Genomic DNA, 19,131 nt, shown 5'->3' on the forward strand with positions numbered 1-19,131 from the left:
ACACGATAGGTTTTGATCTCATGCGGCACGCGTTGCATGCGCGGACGAATCGACCGAACGCACGTGACGCCACAGCCCGCCGCTCAGGCGCAGGTCTTCCGGCGCTCCGGCAAGATGCTCGCGCAGGTGGCCGAGATAAGCCTCCTGCCATCGAAGCGCATAGCGCTCGACATCCTCGCCGGGCTCGGCGGCGGGCAGCATTTCGAGTGTTTGCACGATCTTGCCGTTGCGCCATCGCGGCGCATAGAAGACCGACGGCAAGCCGAGCCGGTGCGCGGCCCGCGCCGCGAACGACGAGTAGGTGATCTCCTGCCCGGCGAACGGAACGCGAGGCGCGGCGGGGTTCGGCGCGCCATCGACCGCGATACACACCGCGAAGCCCGACTGCAGGGCGCGAAAGCACTGCCGCGCCACTTGCGCCTCGGTCTGGTCCGCCGTGGAGATGAGCGCGGACGCGTAATGCGCCGTGGCGACGCCCGGCATGCTCGCCACCCAGCGCGACGGAATGCCGAGCAGTTCGAGCACCATCAGGCCGGCGTACATGGGACCGACATGCGCGGTCGCGACCACGACACCCTTGCCGCCGGCCAGCAACGGCGCGAAGCGCCGCTCCGTTTCGTCGAGATCGTCGAGCAAGGTCATGGCTTCTTCAATCAGATAATCGCGACATTCGAGCCATTCGAGCAGCAGATGATCGACGAGATGCCCCCAGCGCGCCGCCCGCTCCCATGCTTCGCGCGTCGTTGTGTCAGCATGGCTGCGCAGCGACCACGCCCAATCGAGTCGTTCCTTCGGAATACTGATTTCATCGACGCGCTCGTCGATCTGCGCCATGGCCAGCGCGAAACTCGAAGGCAGCAGGCGGTCTCGCGCGTCGAGACGTTTGCGGTAAAGCTCGGACGCTTCATCCCGTCTGCCGGCCTGAGACAACGCCGCGATCGCGAGACGCTGTACGCGTTCGTCGTCCGGGCGTTGTGAAGCGAGCGTCAGCATGTGGTCAGCCGATTCCGCGTGGCGGCCGCAGTGGCGCAATGCCCTGCCGAGTAACCTTCGCGTGTGCGCAAGGTCAGGACAACGCTCGCACGCGCTTTGCAGATGCGTGACGGCATCTTCGTAGCGGCCCGCGCGCAGCAGCGTCTCACCATAGAGCGTCATGAGCCGCATGTCGTTCGGCGCGAACGCCACGCCGCGCGCCAATTGTTCGAGTGCCCGCGCCTGGCCGCCGTCCAAGACGCCGCTCGCCAGATACGCCTGCCCCAATTGCGAACGCAGCGCCGCGCCGTCGAGTCCGGCGCGCAACGCCGCCTCTCCCGCAGATATCGCAAGTTCGATACGGTTGTCGCTCGCCAGCGCCTGCACGACGGCCGCCGCAGCGCGATCGTTCGGCATGCTCGCGGCGTCGAGGCGCGACGCGAGCCGCGCGGCGAGTTCCGTATGCCCCGCGCGCGTGAGCGCCGTCAGCCACGCGTGCGCATGCGCGGCGTGCGCCACCGCCATGTCGATGCTCGCGCGCGCCAGTTCGGCCGCCTCTGCGACGCGCCCCGCCTGAAGCCGCAACTGGATGCAGGCGGCACGCGCAGCCGGCGCGTCGGGTTCGATCCGCGCTGCGGCATCCGCATGCGTCACCGCTTCGTCCCAGCGTCGCAAGCGGCCGAGAACGCTCGCGAGCATCCGCCGCTCCTCGGCAAGCTCGGGCCACGCGCTCACCAATGCGGCGAGGACGGCGGCTGCGTCGTGCAGCGCGCCGTCTCGAATCAGCGGCGATACGACGAGGCGCTTCACGTCGATGCGGGCATCGGCGGCGCGGATGAGCGACGCATTCAGTGCCTCGATCGCGGCGGAGCGGCTCTCGCCCGAGCGAATCTGCGCGATGGCGCGATACACGCGCGCCGCTGCATCAGGCACAGCGCCGGCTCGCACCGCATCGGCATACGCGGCGAGGCCGGCAGTCCACTCGCCTTTCTTTACGAGAGACCTGCAGGCATCGAACGGCGTGCGGCCATTCGGCTCGTCCATCGGCTTATCCATTGATGAACTCGCGCGCGAGCATCACGGCGACGCGTACGACAAGCGCGAGCGCAAGACCCGCGGCCAGCGACGCCAACAACAGAAGCGGCACGTTCGGGCTCGTGGGCCGGTCCGTCGGCAAGGGCCGCGTGATGACTGTCAGGTATCGCTGGAGCTTCAGCGTATCCGTGAATGCCTGCTGATAGCTTTGCTGGGTCGCGGTGAGATTGGCATCCGCGAACGCCTCGGCATTCTTCAACGATTCATAGTCGCCCAACTGGCTCGCCTGAGTCTTGCCCTTGCCGCTAATGCGCTCTCGCGTCTGCGCGAGCCGCTCCGTCAATGCCTGCACCTGTGCCGCCGCCGGAGCCAGCATCGGGTGCTGCGGATTGCCGAGCGCGCGAATCTTGTCGAGATTGATCTGCGCCGTGTTGAGCTCGGTTTCCAGTTGAGCCGAGAGATTGAGCAGCATGGCCGCGTTCGCGGCGGGATCGAGATTCCGATTGACGATGCGCCATTTCGTCAGCGACGCGCGTGCCGACTGCGCCTCCTTCTGCGCCAGCGCGACGGCCTGCCGGCTGACCTTGAGCGCATCTTCGACGCCCTTCTCATCCATTCGTTGTACGAAGTTTTGCGCGAGGTCGAGCAGCGCATCCGAGATCGCTGCGGCATCGGCCGGCGAATAGGCGCTCACCTGCATCACGTCGACCTGCTCCATGATGTTGTACGACACCTTCACGGACGAACGGTACGCGCGATACAGATCGTCTTCGGACGCGTTCGACGGCAGCCGGTTAGGCAGATCGAGACCGTTCGACGTGAGCCGGCGGCGCAGTCCGATTCTTTGGTCGAGCTGGCGCATGCAGTCGCGCGAAGCGAGAAAGTCGCTGACGGCCCAGCCATCGACGAAACCGGCAGCCACGCCAGCGCCGCCGCCAGTCGTGAAGAGACTCGCTGCGCCGCCCGCGAGCGGCGCAGCGCTCGAAGTCGCGCGCACCGAGAATCGCGCTTCGGCGGAATAGCGCGGTTTCGCAACGAACGTCGCGTAGGCCGCGCACAACGCGACGGGCACCAGAACGAGCGCGAGCATCATCCAGCGAGCCCTTCTCCGCGCGCGCCTCGCCGCGTCTCGTTCACGGCGACGCGCTTCGATGACCGATCCGGACTCAGACATCGAACGCACCTCCGGGGGCGGCGTCGAGTCCGTTGCCGTCCGCGCTTGCGACGGACTCGCCGTTCGCGCGGCGCGGAGGGAATCGACGGAGGCACTCGTCGAGATCGGCGTCGATTCGAAGGCTGCTTCCTTCATAGATCAAACCCTTGACGCAATAATCCGCCATCTGCTGACGACGGTAAGTTGAGAGAATGAGCGTGCGCCCGACCAGTCGTTCGTCGAACAGCGCGCGCCACAGACGCGCGAAGCGGCTTGCTTCATGTGGCAGGGCGCCGTCGACCACATACACATCGAAGTCGGGAGCGAGCGCGAGCGCAAACGACACTTCCTGACGCGTCGCGAGCGGCCAGTGTTCCATCGGAAGTTCGAGATGCGCGGGACAGGTGATCAGGTCTGCCACGAGTTCGATAGCCGCCTTCGCGGGCAAGCCATGCAGCGCGCACACGAACTCGATCATGCGCAGTCCGTTCGCCTTGCCGCGAATGAAGCCCTGCCGGCCGAGCGGCCACGACACGCGACCGCGATGCTCGACGAAACCGTGGCGTGTCCGCCGCAGCCCGGCCAGCACCTCGATCAATGCGCGATGGGCTTCGGGCGTTCGCGAAAGCAACGCATAGCGTCCCTGCGCCACGTCGAGATCGGCGTTCGACAGCAGCGGCGCGCGCGAGCCGGCAATGGTCGATGAACACGTGACGGCGTGCAGGCGGATCATGTCGGTCACATCGGCTGGACGTTGCATCGCGCGAACCGTTCGGCGCAAAGGGCCACGGCCGCAAGAAAGACGAGCGACGTGACGAAGTAGGAGAGACGCGCATCCATCGAGCGATAGCTTTCGAAATACGCCGATCGCAATAGCTGCATGCCGTGCGCGAACGGCGACCACAAGAACCACTCGCGATACTGCTCGGGCAACTGTTCCGACACGAAGAACACGCTGCTGAAGATTTCGAGCAGTCGTTCGATGGCCGTGGCAAGCCGCAGGAAGAAGCGCCACTTGCTCGCGATAGCGCCGAAGAGCACGCCCGTCGACGCGCCGCCGAAGCCCATCGCGATCACATAACCGAAGAACGCGGGCCAGCTCGCCGGCAAGCTGATCAGATCGAACGCGTGGCCGACGAGAATCAGCGTCGCGAACACGAGGACGAAGATGGCCTGATACAGCACGGCCTGCACGCACGCGCACAACAGCGGCGTGACGCCCTGAAGGTTGAGCCATCCGCGAGCGGAAATATAGCTCGTGCTGCTTCGAAAGATGATCTGCCGGAACATGATCCACGTCGTCGCGCCCAGCAGCGAGAAGGTCGGCACGTCCATTCCCAGAATGAACTGCGTCCCCGTCAGCAAGTAGAGCGACGAAATGAGCGTGAGCAGCACCGCCGGTCCGAAGAAAGCCCACGCGAGCGCGAAGCGGCTTTCACCTTGCATGGTGTGCAGCTGGAAGATCAGCATCGGAAGCAACGCGCGCAGGTCGGAGCGGCCGGCTTGCACCGCCCGTGGCCGTTGTCTCGCATGAAGCGAGGCGATGCGAGACTTCAGCGCCGCGAGGTCGCTGGCTTCGCCGGCGCCGAAGTCCGGCGTCAGCGCGCGGTCCTCGCGCGATGCACTGCGGCGAGCCTCGCGCGCTTCTTCTTCGCGACGGCGGCGCACGCGCTTTTCGTGCGCATCGGCAAGATGCGCTTCTTCTCGTGCGAGCGTGGCCGGCGCGTAGCCGGGAGCGAACACATCGACGCCTGCGCGAATGTCGTTCTCCAGCAGACGAATCGCGGTGCGCAGTTGCCGTCGCCGCAGGTCGAGCGTTTCTTCGTCCGCGTGCGGCACGCCGTCGCTAAGACGCGCCTCTAGCGACTCGTACACCTGACGCCGCTGCAGAGGCGTCTCGCGCGGTGAGCGGCGCAGCGTGGCGAGGATAAGCGCGAGCGTCGTCGCGGGCGCGTGCGGCCCGGCGTCTTCCAACTGCGCGCCCGCGCCGATCCGGTAGCCGCTTGTTTGCCGACGCGCGCGCCAGTCGTCTATGCGCCTCTGATTGCTCATGATGCCGCGTCAATCCGCCAGCGCGCTCACCGAGCGCGCGGTGCCGAGCGACGCGCTGAAGGTGGACAGCAGCTTCTGCACTTGCGTGAACGGGGCGTCGGATACCAGCACGGCATCGCCGTCATGCACGACGAACTGGCCCGCGAGCGCGATCTGCTCCGGCCGCGTGAAATCGAACTGGTAGACGGTAGGCCGTGCATCGCCCGGCTCGCGCTCGCTCGTCGCGGCTCTGCGCAACAGATACACGCCGCGCGGATTCGCGAGCGCGTCGCTGAGACCGCGCGAATCGCCGAGCGCATCCAGAAGCGTGTAATCGCGCTTCGGCACCTTGATGCGCCCTTGCACGCCCGCCGCGCCGAGCACGACGACCTGTTCCACCACGTCATGCGCGATGATGGAATCGCCCGGTCGCAGCGGAATATCGTTGGCGCTCGTTCGATACACGTCCGCAAGCCGTATGGTGGCTTCCGTGCCTTGACGTCGCACCGAGATCGCCAACTGTTCGGGGTTGACCTGGCTGGGCGCGGCGAGGCCGAGCACATCGCTCAGGCGAGACATGTCGCGGCCGAGCGCATACACGCCGGGCTTTTGAAGATCGCCCTGAACCGTGACCGTCTGTCCGCGCCGCGTCGTGGGCCGCACGACGACGTCCGAAGCAGTCATGAGCCGGCTCAGGCGCCGCATGATCGCAGCGCGTAGTTCGGCTGCGGTCAGCCCTTCTGCGCGGATGCTGCCCACATAAGGCAAGTAGATGTCGCCTGCACGGTCGACGATCATCTCGCCCAAGTCAGACGCGCCGTTCGGCCCGGCGGGATAAACGGCGAGGCCGTCTCGCTCGAAGACGGTGACGTCGATGCCATCGCCTGGCGCGAAACGTTCGTAGTCGAACGCGGCCGCGTGCGTGAACGCGGGCGGAAACGTCGAAGGGCGCGCGCTATGTCCGGCAAGAACCGTCTCCGCTGTCGCCGGAACGAGCACGACGTCGCCCCGCGCGTCCGATGCGTTGATCTCGCTCACCATCGGCCCGCTGCGCGGCAAGCCGCATCCCTGAAGGAAGCACGCGCTGGCGAGGCCGAGCAGCAACGCCGCGCACTGTCGCGCGCGGGTGACTTTCGCCGGGAAGATTTCACGAGCCAACGATTTCATCGCTTCCTTCTCCGAACCATCGAGCCACACGCGCCCGCTCTTTTGCATGCATCACGCGACAAGCGGACTCTCCTGCTCGTCGGTCGGCGCGATCGACTCAGCGCCTTGTGCCGTCGAGGCGCAGAGTTCTGCGAACTTGCTCGTCATCGCGTTGACCGAAAACAGCATGCGCGCCCGCTGACGCGCATGCTCCCGCGTCGCGCCGTCCGCCTTGCAGCGGTCGACGAGCGCGGCGAGCTTGTCGCAGGCGGCCTGCAAGTCGGGCTGATCGGCGCATTCGAGCAAGTGCCCGGTCACGCCGTCCACGAAGCACTCGCCCGCGCCGCCTGCCGGCGTCGAAAGCGTGGCGACGCCGAGCATCTGCGCTTCGATGAGCACGTTGGGCAGCCCTTCGAAGCGCGAGAGCAACACTTTCGCGTCCATCTTCGAGTACCAGTAGCCCACATGCGACGACAAGCCCGCGAACAGAAGCCGGCCCGAAATGCCCAGTTCGTTCGCAAGCTCGACGGCCTTCTGCTGCAACCGCCCGTCGCCGACAATCACGAAACGCGCGCGCGGCCGCTTCTTCAGATACCGGGCCGCGAGCCTGATCCATGACGACGGCCGCTTGTCCGGCTCGAAGCGGAAGACGCCGCCGATCGTCTCGGATGCATCCGCGGTCTTCTTCGCGAACGCCTCCCAGCGCTGCACGTCCTCGATCGAACCCGTGGTGTCGAGTTCGGGCACGCCGTTGTAGAGCACATGGAACCGCGCGAGCGGCAGATCGAGCCATGCGGCGTACGCTTGCGCGCCCGCGCGGCTGTTGCAGACGAAGTGGATGCCGGGCACCTCGGCCAGCGCCCGATAGAGCACCGCGTATTCGGGGCGGTCGCGCTCCCGGCGGATGTTCGGCGGCAATCCGCGAAACACGAGATGGATGACCGGCACGCCCGCCAGCAAGGCGGCGAGCGCGCCGAACAGGCACGTACCGTCCTGCCAGAGACTGACCACATCGAAGCGGCGCTCGCCAAAGTACGGTGTCAGGCGTCCGACGCCGTAGTGCACCGGCGGCGGCAGGTGCGCGAGCATGCGCAACAGGTTGGCATCGGTCACGGAGTGATCGGCGGCCGCGACAACGGGCAGGCCGTTGATCTGCGTGACGGGCACGCCCGCATCGTTCAATGTGCCGAGAAAGAAGTCGAGCCGCTGGCCGTTCTGCTCACGCGTGGTTTCCGTATGCTGCCTGACGAGCACTTCGACGCGGCTCGCCGTCGCCGACGGGCCGCCATGCAGCGCTTCCTTGCGCAAATGGCAGGCAAGCCGCGTCAGCTGGCGCTCTGCGCCGCCCGGTCCGAGACTGCCGGTGACGAGCGCGATGGCTTTCGCGCGTGCGCCGTCGGCGCAGCGCACAACGCGCTGGCGGAACGACAGGATCGCGTGCTTCATCGCGACGATCTTGATGTCGGCGCTCGCGAGCACGTCGTCCGATTCATACTGTCGATAGAACGCGTAATCGCTTGCCAGCGCGGCCGCCAGTCGCCCGGCCTTGCTGTCGGGCGCGAGCGACGCGGCGATCGGTTCCAGCACGGCGACCGCCTGCGCCAGCCGTCCGCGCTTGCTGAGTCGCTTGGCGAAGGCAATGCGAATATCGCGTCGGTCGTGCCGCGCGATCAGGCGCTCGAACAGCGCATCCGACGCCTCGTGCGCGCGCACGTCCGCGAGAAGCTCGGCGCGCGCGAGACTCGCCGACGCGTCGTCGAGCGATTCCGGCATGCAGCGGTCGATGTGCTCCAGCGCCGCTTCCACTTTCTTTTCCTTGACGAGCCGCAGAGCGTAACCGCGCGTGATGGCCGCATGGTCCGGGCAATCGGCCGACAGCGCATGCCAGGCGTCGAGCGTGCCCTCGGCATCCCCGGCCATTTCCATCAACTGCAACAGCAAGAGGCGCGAGTCGGCGTCTTGCGCGCGATCGCGAACGAGGCTTCGCGCCTCGGCGAGCGCGTCTTGCGCGAGACGGGCCGTGCGCGCGTGCGCCACCAGCCGGGCGAGCTCCTCGCGCACGGTGTCGGTCTCGGTTGTGCGGCTCGACTGCCCCGACGCGCCCGGGACCTGTTCGTTCGCTGCTGGTTCGGCTGCGATGCCTGTCACCGGCGAATCCACCGCTGTGGCGCTCGCTTTCGTTGCTTCAGTCATTATTTAGGACTACCACTCTCTTTCAGACGCACGGACGGAGCCGTACAGCGCGAGGCAAACGCCGCGATACGGTCAAGCGGCCTTTTCAGGCTCCGGCAGGGAAATCGTCTTGCGCCTGTCGCGTTCGGCCCACAGCAGGCACTTGCGGATGTTGGCGTCGATCTGCTCGACATCGCCGGACTGCTGGCGAAGCGCCTTCCAGTACGGCAGCGCCTGCGCGAAGCGATGCAGACGCATGGCGCCCGACGCCGCCGCCTTCAGGCCGACCGGATCGTCGGGCACGAGCTTCAAAATTGCTTCGCCGAGCGCCAGGCGTTCCTCGCCGCTCGCGGAATCGAGTCCGCGCAGCTGCGCGCGCAACGCCGCGACGACGCGCTTTTTCTCGACGGCGACATCGGCGCCCGAGGCGTCGGCTCTTTCGATCAGATCGAGCAGGGCCCACGCCGCGTCGTACTCCTGGCGAGCCAGCATGTCGCGGGCGGCGCGAATCGAGCGCCCTCGCAACGTCGAGATCTGACGCGCGGCGTCGTCGCGCATGGCGGAGTCCGCTTCGTGGTTCGCAGCGATCTGCGAGAAAGCCTCGATCGCTTCGGCATAACGTCCGGCCCGAACGGCCACGCGCGCGAGATGAAGACGCGCCGAGACCGGCGCGCCGGGCTCGTCCGCAGCCAGTCGCAAGTGACGAAGCGCCGTCGGCGTATCGCCGAGCGCTTCCGCTGCCCGCCCACGCAAGCTGTCGAGGTCGGGAAACGTGAGGCCGGTCTGCAAGGCGATGTCGATCAGGCCGACTGCCGCGTGAAAATCCTGCTCGACGATGGCCGCGCGAGCCGCTTGACGCATGTGCCGCTCGAGCGCCCGGCGCGCGCGCAATGCGTCCGCGTTCGCCGGCTGTGCGAGGCACGCCGCCTGAATGCGGTCGGCGGCCACGCGCAGATCGCCTGCGGCCACTGCCGCTTCACCCTCGGCGAGCCACCGCGCGATCTGGCGGGTCAGCCAGCCCGCCACATCGGCCGAATCGTTCGCGCCGAATGCCTGCGATACAGCCAACGCGGCCGCGGGCGCCGCGAAGCCCTCGCCGACCGCCCGCTCCGCGAGCGCCAGCGCTTCGCGCGCGGGCAGCCGCAGCGGCTCACCGGCAAGCCGCATCAGCGCCGCGCGGTTCTTCGTGTCGAGCTTCCGGTGCCACAGCAATGCATAGCTCGGGGCGTGCGCCGGCAACGTCGCGCGCACTTCTTCGGCCCAGTTTTCCGCGCTTTCCCCTTCCCCAGCCGATTGCAGCAGCGACAGCACCGCGCCGGCGGCTTCGGCGTCGCCGTTGGTCAGGCGGAAGAGGCGCTTCCAGCTTGCAAGCGCGGTCCTGGTGTCGCCGAGGCGCGTGGCGGAAAGGGCGCTGACGCGCAATAGCTCGGGCGTTTCCACTTCGTCTCCGAGCATCGCAGTCGCGAGCGCCAACGCGTTCTCGAAATCGCCTAATTCGAAGTAGCAGCGCATTAAGACGCGGTTGGCGTTGTCGTCTGAGCCGTCGTCGACCTCGCGCTGCTGGAGCACGCTGATCGCGCCTTCGTAATCGCCCAGTTCGAACTGCATGCGGGCGAGCAGCAGGCCGTGCTCCGCGTGTGTCGGGTCGGCGCGCAATACCGCGCGTACTCGCCGCGACGCCTCGCACAGGCGTCCTTCGTTCCATGCCATCTCGATGCTCGCGGCTTCGTCCACCGGCTGCGCTTCTTTCTGCACGCGCGCGCCGCTGTCGCGCACGCCCGATGCGGCGATATGCGCCGCGAGAAAGCAGCGATGCCAGTCGTCCACCAGACGATCGGCGAACGCATCGGTGAAGTGCGTGAGATCAAGTCCGCCCTGCTCCATCGCGTCAGCCTGTCCGACCTCGTGCATCAGCGGCGTGGGATCGTAGCAAGGCACCTGCATGCGCCGCGCGATGTCACTCACCGTCTCGATCAGGCGGTGCCGCTGCTCGATGACCGGACTGTCGGGCGGCGCGGCGTCAACGTGCGTGACGAACACCAGCTTCTCGCTTCCGACGAGCGCGGCTATCTCCCGCATGTCGCGCTCGATCTCGTCGTCCGTCTGTTCCCTTCGCACGATGCGCGCGAGCAGCGCCTGATCCGCCGTCGCAAGCCGCCTGAAGTTCGGCTCCTGTTCGAGCCATGCGCGCCGCTCGGCCATCTTCTTGACCGATGCCATTGACCAGAAGGTCCGCGAACGCGCCCGGTCCGCGAAGAAATCTGCGAAGTACCGGCCCATGTAGTTGATCTGGATGGGATAACCGTCGACCGTCAACAGCTTGCGCGAAGACACTTCCACGATGGTCAGGTCCGCGTGCGCGCAAGGCTTCGCATAGCTCCCCGCCGCGACGCCGGGCCGGAACAGCAGCGCTTCGATCTCGGCCGGGATCGACTGCTGACCGAGCATGAAACGCAATTGCTGGAGCGCCTCGGCGCTCGTGTGGACGAATCCATAGTTGCGCGCGCTCTGCGCCCGAATCGGATACCGCGCGGCGCCTTTGCGCAGCGGCGTATGAATGCGGCACGTCCCGATGGGACTGACCAGCAGCTTCGATTGGCTCATACCGGGTCTTGAGTGACGTGGACGATGCCGCTTACAGCGCCCAGTACTGCACGCTCGCGGGCAAGCGCGTCTTGTCCAGCGACGACTTGAGGTCGCACAGCAATGCGTCTTCTGTCAGCATGTGCGGCAGGTCTTGCCAGATCGTCGCCATGATGTCGCGATGAGGCACTGCGAGAACGACGACATCGAGATTGTCGAAGTGAGACTTGTCGACGAGCGAGATGCCGTACTCGTGCTCCATCTGGGCCTTGTCCGCCATCGGGTCGTAAGCAAGCGGCGCGATGCCGTATTGCTGCAAAGCACGGTACAGATCGACCACCTTGGAATTGCGGATGTCGGGGACGTTCTCCTTGAACGTCATGCCCAGAATGCCGACACGCGTGGACCCGGCCAGACGGTGCTTGCGCGCGAGCATCTGCACGATCTTCGCGGCGACGTGCTGCGCCATGCCGTCGTTGATGCGGCGCCCTGCCAGGATGACTTCCGGGTGATAACCCATCTCCTGCGCTTTCGATGTCAGGTAATACGGGTCCACGCCGATGCAGTGGCCGCCCACGAGCCCCGGCGTGAAGCGCAGGAAGTTCCACTTCGTGCCAGCGGCTTCGAGCACCTCCGTCGTCGAGATGCCGGCGAGATCGCAGATCTTGGACATCTCGTTCATCAACGCGATGTTGATATCCCGCTGCGTGTTTTCGAGCACCTTCGCGGCTTCCGCCACCTTGATGGACGACGCGCGGTGCACGCCCGCGTCGATGATGCCGCCGTAGACTTCGGCGATGATGTCGGCGCTTTCGTCGTCCTGTCCGGAAACGATCTTGACGATCCGCTCCAGCGGATGCTCGCGATCGCCCGGATTGATGCGCTCGGGACTGTAGCCCAGCTTGAAGTCCACGCCGCAGCGCAAGCCCGACGCCTTTTCGAGTTCCGGCCCGCAGATTTCTTCCGTCGCGCCGGGGTGAACCGTGGACTCGAACACGACGATACTGCCCGGGCGCAGCACGGGGCCGATGGTGCGGCATGCGCTCACGAGCAGCGAGAAATCGGGGATGCACTTCTCGTCGACGGGCGTCGGCACCGCGACCACGAAGAAGTTGCAGTCAGCGAGGTCCGCTGCGTTGTCGGTGAAGCGCATGGTCGACGCGCGCAACACTTCGCTCTCGATTTCGCCCGTCCAATCCTCACCCTTTTTAAGGTGTTCGATACGGCGACGATCGACGTCGAAACCGATGACTTCGTAGCGGCGCGCGAACGCGACGGCGACAGGCAGGCCCACATAGCCCAGACCACACACTGCAATTTTCTTGATTGCCACAGAATTATCCTTGACGCCTGGCTATTCGACGCTGACTGCTTGCATTGAATAGCGTGTTGCAACATCACCGTTGGCAGTCGACTGCCTCGAACCCTGTTATTCGTCCGGGTTTCTTTTCGCTAAAAATATCCAGACCCAGCGAATTGGAACGAATCCTATAGAGGTGATAACAACGGCGCAAGGGATATAGAAGGACTTCGAAACAATGTTTCAGATAACACTGTTTGACGAATTGGGCGATCTTAAGCTCTGAAGGGCCGTCAAAAAGCGCCCATTAGAAACAGTAAGGCAGCGAAAGATTCCGCCCGTTTAAATGTTGTTCGCGTTGTAAATAGGACATCGCCTAGATTAGGCTTTAGTCGATAACCGGTCTGGATTCGACTTATGCCTAATATCAACTGTTTCTAAGATTAATTTTGGAATGACCGAAACTACTGAGCAATCGTCGACTGCGTATTTTGTTTATATTTGCCGCTAGTCAATCGGTTCGAAAGCCGTTTTACTGAAGGCGTAAGCATCGAAGAAATTTTCACGCGCTTTTACGCGCAACTGCGCGAGCGCCGACGCCATTAATTGCGCGCCGTGCGCTCATCTCGGGACGCCTACCGCGCAGGCTCCATTCCATACCGCCGCCTGATTTCATCGTTCGCGGGCGCGGCCATGAACGCAAGCAAGTCTCTCGACTCGACCGGCGCGCGCGTCGTCGCGCACACGGCGCCTTCGAACACGGTCAGCGCCTGAACGTCGTCCGGCAACGCACCGACGATGTCCACGCCCGCGACGCCGATCAGCTCGCTCATCTGCTGAAAGCCCAGTTCGACTTCGCCGCGCGCGATAAGCGTGCCGACCGCGACGCCCGGCGGCGCCTGCACGATGCGCGAACCGATCGCGTCCGCAATGCCCCATCGTTCGAACAAGCGCATGAGGTGCGTACCGCTCGGCCCCGTCGAATAGCCGATACTTCGCGCGGCGAGCACGGCCTCGCGCACGGCTGCGCCGCTGTCGATCGAAGGACGTTCCGCGCCCGCCGCCACCGCGACAGCAATGCCCGAACGCGCGATGCCTACGCGGCTTGTCGCATGGACGAGCCCGGCCTCGGCAAGCCGCGCGATCACGTCCGACGCGAGCACCACGGTGTCGAACACTTCCTTATCCTCAATACGCCGTGCCGCCGCGACCCCGCCGACCGATTCGATTGTCACGCGCTGCCCGGCTTGCTGCATGTAGACGTCGGCGAGATCGTTCAGGACCTGGCGCGTCGCCATCGACGAAATGACCGTGATCGGCGCGGCGGTGTCGTGCATCGCGAATCCTTGCATTAGTCGATATAGCGCAGGCCCGCGCGTTGCAGCGGCTCGCGCATGTTGTACATGTCGAGACCGAGCACGCCGCTTGCCAGCTTCGCGCGCTTCTCCTCTTCGAGCGCCTCGCGCGCCGTGGCCTTTTCCAACACCTTTTGCGCCGATGCCGACGGCACCACGACCACGCCGTCATCGTCCGCCACGATCACATCGCCCGGCGTGACCCACGCGCCCGCGCACACCACCGGAATGTTGACCGAGCCGAGCGTCGCCTTGACGGTGCCCTTCGCCGAGATCGCCTTGCTCCAGACGGGGAAGCCCATCTCGGTCAGCACGCGCACGTCGCGCACGCCGCCGTCGATGATGAGCGCCCGCGCGCCACGCGCCTTGAAGCTCGTCGCGAACAGATCGCCGAAGAAGCCATCGGTGTTGTCGGTCGTGCACGCGGCCACGACGATATCGCCGGGCTGTATCTGTTCGGCCGCGACGTGCAGCATCCAGTTGTCGCCGGGTTGCAAGAGTACCGTCACGGCCGTGCCGCTCGCTTGCGCGCCGACGTATATCGGGCGCATATACGGCTTCATCAGACCGACGCGGCCCATTGCTTCGTGAACCGTGGCCGAGCCGAGCGCGCCGAGCTTCGTCGCCGCGTCGCCATCGGCGCGATCGATGTTTCGATACACCACTCCGAGTTCATACATATTCATCGTCCCTTTGCTTTGAGCGCCGCATCGAGGCGCGGATACACGCGGCGCGCGTTGCCTTCGTAGATCTTGTGGCGCGCTTCGGGCTGCATCGACGCCGCTTCGATATAGCGCTTCGTATCGTCGAAATAGTGCCCGGTTTCCGGGTCGATGCCTCGCACCGCGCCGATCATTTCACTGGCGAAAAGAATGTTGTCGACCGGTATCACGCGCGTAAGCAGGTCGATGCCCGGCTGGTGATAGACGCATGTGTCGAAGAACACGTTGTTCAGCAGATGATCCTTCAGCAAGGGCTTTTTCAGTTCCTGCGCGAGCCCGCGGAAGCGTCCCCAGTGATAAGGCACCGCGCCGCCGCCATGCGGAATCACGAAGCGCAGCGTCGGGAAATCGCGGAACAGGTCGGACGTGAGGCACTGCATGAACGCGGTCGTGTCCGCGTTCAAATAGTGCGCGCCCGTCGTGTGAAAGCACGCATTGCAACTGGTGCTGACATGGATCATCGCGGGGATGTCGTACTCGACCATCTTTTCGTAGATCGGGTACCAATAGCGGTCGGAAAGCGGCGGGCTCGTCCAGTGACCACCGGACGGGTCGGGGTTCAGGTTGATCGCCACGTTGCCGTACTGCTCCACGCACTTCACGAGCTCGGGTATGCACGTCGCGACATCGACGCCGGGGCTCTGCGGAAGCATCGCCGCCGGAATGAAACTGTCGGGAAAAAGCTGGCTCACGCGATAGCACAGTTCATTGCAGATGGCGGCCCACGTGCTCGACACCTCCAAGTCGCCGATATGGTGCGCCATGAAGCTCGCGCGCGGACTGAAGATGGTGAGATCGAGCCCGCGCTCGCGCATCAGGCGCAACTGATTGCTTTCGATGGATTCGCGCAGTTCGTCGTCGCTGATATGCAGTTCCGACGGACGCGGCATCTCCGACGGATTCTTGATGCCGGCGATCTGCCGGTTGCGCCATGCCTCCAGCGCCTTCGGCGCGGTCGTGTAATGGCCGTGTATGTCGATGATCATCGTGACTTCAACTCCAGGACTAATGTGCGGCTGTCGTCTGCGGGGCGGCGTCGGCCGTGCGGCTGCGCTGCGCGACGAGAATAGCGATGCCTGCGAGCGTCGCGGGAATGGCGAGCATCGCGAGGATGGCGCCGAACTGCCAGCCGAGGCCGAGCAACGCGCCGCCGAACGCGGAACCGAAGATGCTGCCGAAGCGCCCCATGCCAAGCATCCAGCTCACGCCGGTGGCGCGCGCGACCGTCGGATAGCGGCCCGGCGCGAATGCGTTGAGACCGGTTTGCGCGCCGCTCATGCAGAAGCCCGCGGCAAACACGAGTACGGCGAGCGACGACGACAGCGCGCCGATCCACGCGAGCCCGAGCACGCACACCGCGCCACCGAGATAGGCCGCGCTGATGACCGGCGCGGGGCGCACGCGGTCCATGATCCAGCCGACGATGATCGCGCCGATGGTGCCGCCGATCTGGAACATGGCCGTGATGTTCGCCGCCGCCGATACGGTGAGGCCGGCGTCTTTCATCAGCGTCGGCAGCCAGCCGGTGAGCAGATAGATGACGAGCAGGCCCATGAAGTACGTCACCCACAGCGCCGCCGTCAGAAGACCATAGCCGTGCGAGAACAGCACGCCGATGGGGCGCTTGGTCGGCAGCGGCGGCTCGGTCGAAACGAAGGTTTCATCGCCCTTGAAGCGCGCGCCGCACACGCGGCCCAGCACCTTACCGATCTTCTGCGAGGTCGCGCCGCGCACCGCTAAGAGACGCGCCGATTCGGGCAGCAGCCAGATTTGCAGCGGAATCAGCACGAGCGGCAGGCCGCCGCCGAAGATCAGCACGGAACGCCAGCCGTGCGTCGGAATGAGCCAGCCCGCGACAAAGCCGATCAACGCCGAGCCGAGATTGAAGCCCGTGAACATGATGGTGATGAGCAGCGCGCGCTTGCGTTGCGGCGCGTACTCGGAGAGCAGCGTCGTGGTGTTGGGCATCGCGGCGCCGAGGCCGATACCCGTCAGCACGCGCAGCAACGCCATGCTCGTTGGCGTTGTGGTGAACGCCGTGGCGATGGTGAACACGCCGAACAGGAACACCGACGTAATCAGGACTCCTTTTCTCCCGATGCGATCCGACGCCGGCCCGGCAGCCAGCGCACCGATCACGAGTCCGATGGGCGCGGCGCTCATCACGAGTCCGAACGCCGGGCGCGAGATGTGCCAGTCCGCGATGATCGACGGCGCGACGAAGCCCATGATGGCCACGTCCATGCCGTCGGCCGTCACCACGAGAAAGCACAGCGCCACCAGCAGCCACTGGTAGGCGGAAATGGGCCGCTCGTCGATGAACGCCTTGATGTCGATGGTTCTACCGCTAGTCATGTGATGTCTCCGTGCGTTTATCGTTTTATTGTTTGCCCTGCTCCGCCTTGTCCCAGTCGAGCTTGCCGCCGCCCTTGCCCGCGACCGAATACAGCGCGCCCGGCGCATTGCGCGTCTTCTGGAATTCTTCGAGCGTCTGGCCGCGCATCGCGGCATAGATGTGCAGGTTCGACACGCCCGTTACCGCGCCGAGCTTTTCGAGCATGAAGAAGATCACGCCGTAATGCAGCAGCGCGCGCCAGTCGCGGCGGCGGATCATGTCGCGTTCTTCTTCGCTGAGACCGGCGGCCTCGAAGCTCGCCTCGGGGTCTTGCTGAAAGGCTTCGCGATGCGCGGGCTCGACCATGCGATGCAGATAATCGTTGATGCGATACGCACGCACCGCCGTTTCGATGCTGAACGGATACGTGCCTTGCAGCTTCTCGACGTCGGTCAATTCGATCGCCATGCGCTGACGATGCCGCTCGATGATCGCGGGCTTCGTCTCGCTGTCCTCGCCTTCGTAGATGGCCGTCGCGATGCCGGCCATCGACGGCAAGTAGTAGCTGCGATGCTTGCAGACCACGCTCGACGACAGCGCGCCGCGCATGGTCAGCCACATGATGACTTCCGCGCCTTCGTAGCCGCCCAGTTCCGCGTACTCGGCAATCGTCATCTGCGCGAGTTGTTCGGGATCGCGTTCGAAGAGATCGAGGAAGCGCTGGTCCCATTCGGTGTTGTTGAAGCCGGCGCGTTCGCCATGCACCTGATGCGAAAGACCGCCCGTCGCGAGAATCGCGACCTTGATGTCCTCCGGATAGCTTTCGATGGCGCGCCGCAGCGCCTGACCGAGCTTGTAGAAGCGTCGCGCGCTCGGTATCGGCAATTGCAGCACGCCCATTTGCAGCGGCACGATCTTCACGGGCCACTCGGGCTTGTGCGGGCACAGCATCGACAGCGGCGAGAAGCAGCCGTGATCGAGCGCCTTGTTCTGGAAGAACGACATGTCGAACTCGTCGGTCATCAGCGAGCTGCCGATGTGCGCGGCAAGCGCAGGATGTCCCTTGATCGGCGGAAGATCGCGCGCGCCGCCGCCTTCGTCCGCGACGTGCCATTCGGGACCTACGCCCAATGCGAACGCCGAGTAATGATCGAAGAAGAAAGACGTGACGTGATCGTTATAGATGGTCAGGATCACATCGGGGCGCTTCTCTTCCAGCCACTTCGCGAGCGGCGCGAAGTTTTCGAAGATCGGCGCCCAGACGGGGTCGTCGCGCTTGTTCTTGTCGAATGCGAAGCCGATGGTGGGCGTGTGCGAGGCGGCGATGCCACCGATGATGCGGGCCATGTCGAAGGTGCTCCGTGAGGTGCCGGGCAATCAGGCGCTCGTGGAATGCACGCGGCCCGGTATGTTGCGAGAACGTGAGCCGACGATACGGGCCGCACGGCACGCGCGGTACTGCGCGTAAACCATGAGTCGGGGAGAGACGGGACGCAGCGAAGATGATGGACGACCGGCCGGCGCGGGCTTGCGGGCGGGGTTTCGACGCTACGATTCGAGCGGCGCGATAAATAAAACCGATGGCCGGACAAAAAGGACGCAAGGGGACGGCGAACGGCCGGTTGTTCGAGAACCGGACCTTCACCAGTGGTGGCGTTGTTTCGATCGCGAGGAGTCGACGTCGAGCGATCCGTTGTCGTCGCGAAACGCGAGACTTCTCGTCCGCGCCGACCGTGTCATGAGTGCATCAGTAGTGAATCGTCAACGGCTCGGGATGTTCCTGTGTAATCACGCAGCTGGAGTCGACCGGCCAGCCCGCCGCCGTGATGGGCGGGTTATAGCGCTGGCATTGTCCGTTGGTGCCCAGGGTGTACGACGAGACGGTCAGGAATTGCGAGTTCGTTTCCGGCGCGACATACACCGTGACGTCCGAGCCTTTTCTCACTGCAAACGCGGGCCGCGATGCAGTCGTGCTGGGGATGAGCGGCGCGCCACTGCAATCGCTCGAATAGAACTGGTTCATGAAATACCATCCCCACGTGAACTCGGTCGCCGAATAGACGATCTTGTTGCCGGTGCCGGAGACTTGCCGCCGCATGATCGGCACGAAGACCGGCGCCCCGTTCACCGACTGGAAGACACCGGCGCTGCCTCCCGCGTATTTCAATGGGCCGACTTCCTTCCCGTTCGCGTCGAAGACACGGAGTACGTGCCGATGATGATGGTGGTGCTCGACTTCATCGGCAAACGACGTCATCGCGCCCGAGCACAGCAGCGTCAACAGAATCATTCTGCGCATGGCATGCACCTCAAGCCCATAGTCATGG

At 65.0% G+C, this 19,131-nt stretch carries 14 protein-coding genes; all 14 read right to left on the reverse strand.

Annotation, left to right across the window (positions count from 1 at the left end):
• Positions 1–18 precede the first annotated feature (18 nt).
• On the reverse strand, positions 19–2,028 hold the full coding sequence (locus LDZ24_RS27105; protein WP_248324431.1) for a tetratricopeptide repeat protein: 2,010 nt from the start codon (positions 2,026–2,028) through the stop codon (positions 19–21).
• The gene (locus tag LDZ24_RS27110) at positions 2,021–3,100 is read right to left on the reverse strand and encodes a sugar ABC transporter (protein ID WP_350029446.1); all 1,080 of its coding nucleotides are present in this window, start codon (positions 3,098–3,100) and stop codon (positions 2,021–2,023) included. The genes LDZ24_RS27105 and LDZ24_RS27110 overlap by 8 nt, the downstream gene beginning before the upstream one ends.
• A gap of 73 nt (positions 3,101–3,173) precedes the next feature.
• A complete protein-coding gene (locus LDZ24_RS27115; RefSeq protein ID WP_371747503.1) occupies positions 3,174–3,920 on the reverse strand; it encodes an ATPase in 747 nt (248 codons plus the stop codon).
• A complete protein-coding gene (locus LDZ24_RS27120; protein WP_248324432.1) occupies positions 3,899–5,212 on the reverse strand; it encodes an ABC transporter permease in 1,314 nt (437 codons plus the stop codon). Before LDZ24_RS27120 ends, LDZ24_RS27115 begins: the two co-directional genes overlap by 22 nt.
• Before the next feature lie 9 nt (positions 5,213–5,221).
• Positions 5,222–6,358 carry a polysaccharide biosynthesis/export family protein gene (locus LDZ24_RS27125; RefSeq protein WP_248324433.1) on the reverse strand — a complete coding sequence of 379 codons (1,137 nt, stop codon included), beginning with the start codon at positions 6,356–6,358 and terminating at the stop codon, positions 5,222–5,224.
• A 51-nt stretch (positions 6,359–6,409) separates the two neighbouring features.
• Positions 6,410–8,485, reverse strand: coding sequence for a glycosyltransferase (locus LDZ24_RS27130; protein ID WP_248324434.1), 2,076 nt, complete (start codon positions 8,483–8,485; stop codon positions 6,410–6,412).
• Positions 8,486–8,602: 117 nt separating this feature from the next.
• Positions 8,603–11,113 (reverse strand): tetratricopeptide repeat protein, encoded by a 2,511-nt coding sequence (locus LDZ24_RS27135; protein WP_248324435.1) that lies wholly within the window; start codon positions 11,111–11,113, stop codon positions 8,603–8,605.
• Positions 11,114–11,144: 31 nt separating this feature from the next.
• Positions 11,145–12,404 carry a nucleotide sugar dehydrogenase gene (locus LDZ24_RS27140; protein WP_248324813.1) on the reverse strand — a complete coding sequence of 420 codons (1,260 nt, stop codon included), beginning with the start codon at positions 12,402–12,404 and terminating at the stop codon, positions 11,145–11,147.
• 623 nt (positions 12,405–13,027) lie between these two features.
• Entirely contained in the window at positions 13,028–13,729 is a 702-nt protein-coding gene (locus LDZ24_RS27145; RefSeq protein WP_248324436.1) for a substrate-binding domain-containing protein, read from the reverse strand.
• Between the two features lie 14 nt (positions 13,730–13,743).
• Positions 13,744–14,427: a 4-carboxy-4-hydroxy-2-oxoadipate aldolase/oxaloacetate decarboxylase gene (gene ligK / locus LDZ24_RS27150; RefSeq protein ID WP_305854735.1), complete on the reverse strand. Its 684-nt coding sequence runs from the start codon at positions 14,425–14,427 to the stop codon at positions 13,744–13,746.
• A 2-nt stretch (positions 14,428–14,429) separates the two neighbouring features.
• The gene (locus tag LDZ24_RS27155; RefSeq protein WP_248324438.1) at positions 14,430–15,455 is read right to left on the reverse strand and encodes an amidohydrolase family protein; all 1,026 of its coding nucleotides are present in this window, start codon (positions 15,453–15,455) and stop codon (positions 14,430–14,432) included.
• Between the two features lie 19 nt (positions 15,456–15,474).
• The gene (locus LDZ24_RS27160) at positions 15,475–16,824 is read right to left on the reverse strand and encodes an aromatic acid/H+ symport family MFS transporter (RefSeq protein ID WP_248324439.1); all 1,350 of its coding nucleotides are present in this window, start codon (positions 16,822–16,824) and stop codon (positions 15,475–15,477) included.
• A gap of 25 nt (positions 16,825–16,849) precedes the next feature.
• Positions 16,850–18,151, reverse strand: a complete 1,302-nt coding sequence (locus LDZ24_RS27165) for a gallate dioxygenase (protein WP_248324440.1) — start codon at positions 18,149–18,151, stop codon at positions 16,850–16,852.
• Between the two features lie 400 nt (positions 18,152–18,551).
• On the reverse strand, positions 18,552–19,103 hold the full coding sequence (locus LDZ24_RS27170) for a hypothetical protein (RefSeq protein WP_175945927.1): 552 nt from the start codon (positions 19,101–19,103) through the stop codon (positions 18,552–18,554).
• Positions 19,104–19,131: the final 28 nt, after the last annotated feature.

Origin of the sequence: Caballeronia sp. Sq4a, assembly GCF_023170545.1 — a bacterium.
Taxonomy (GTDB): domain Bacteria; phylum Pseudomonadota; class Gammaproteobacteria; order Burkholderiales; family Burkholderiaceae; genus Caballeronia.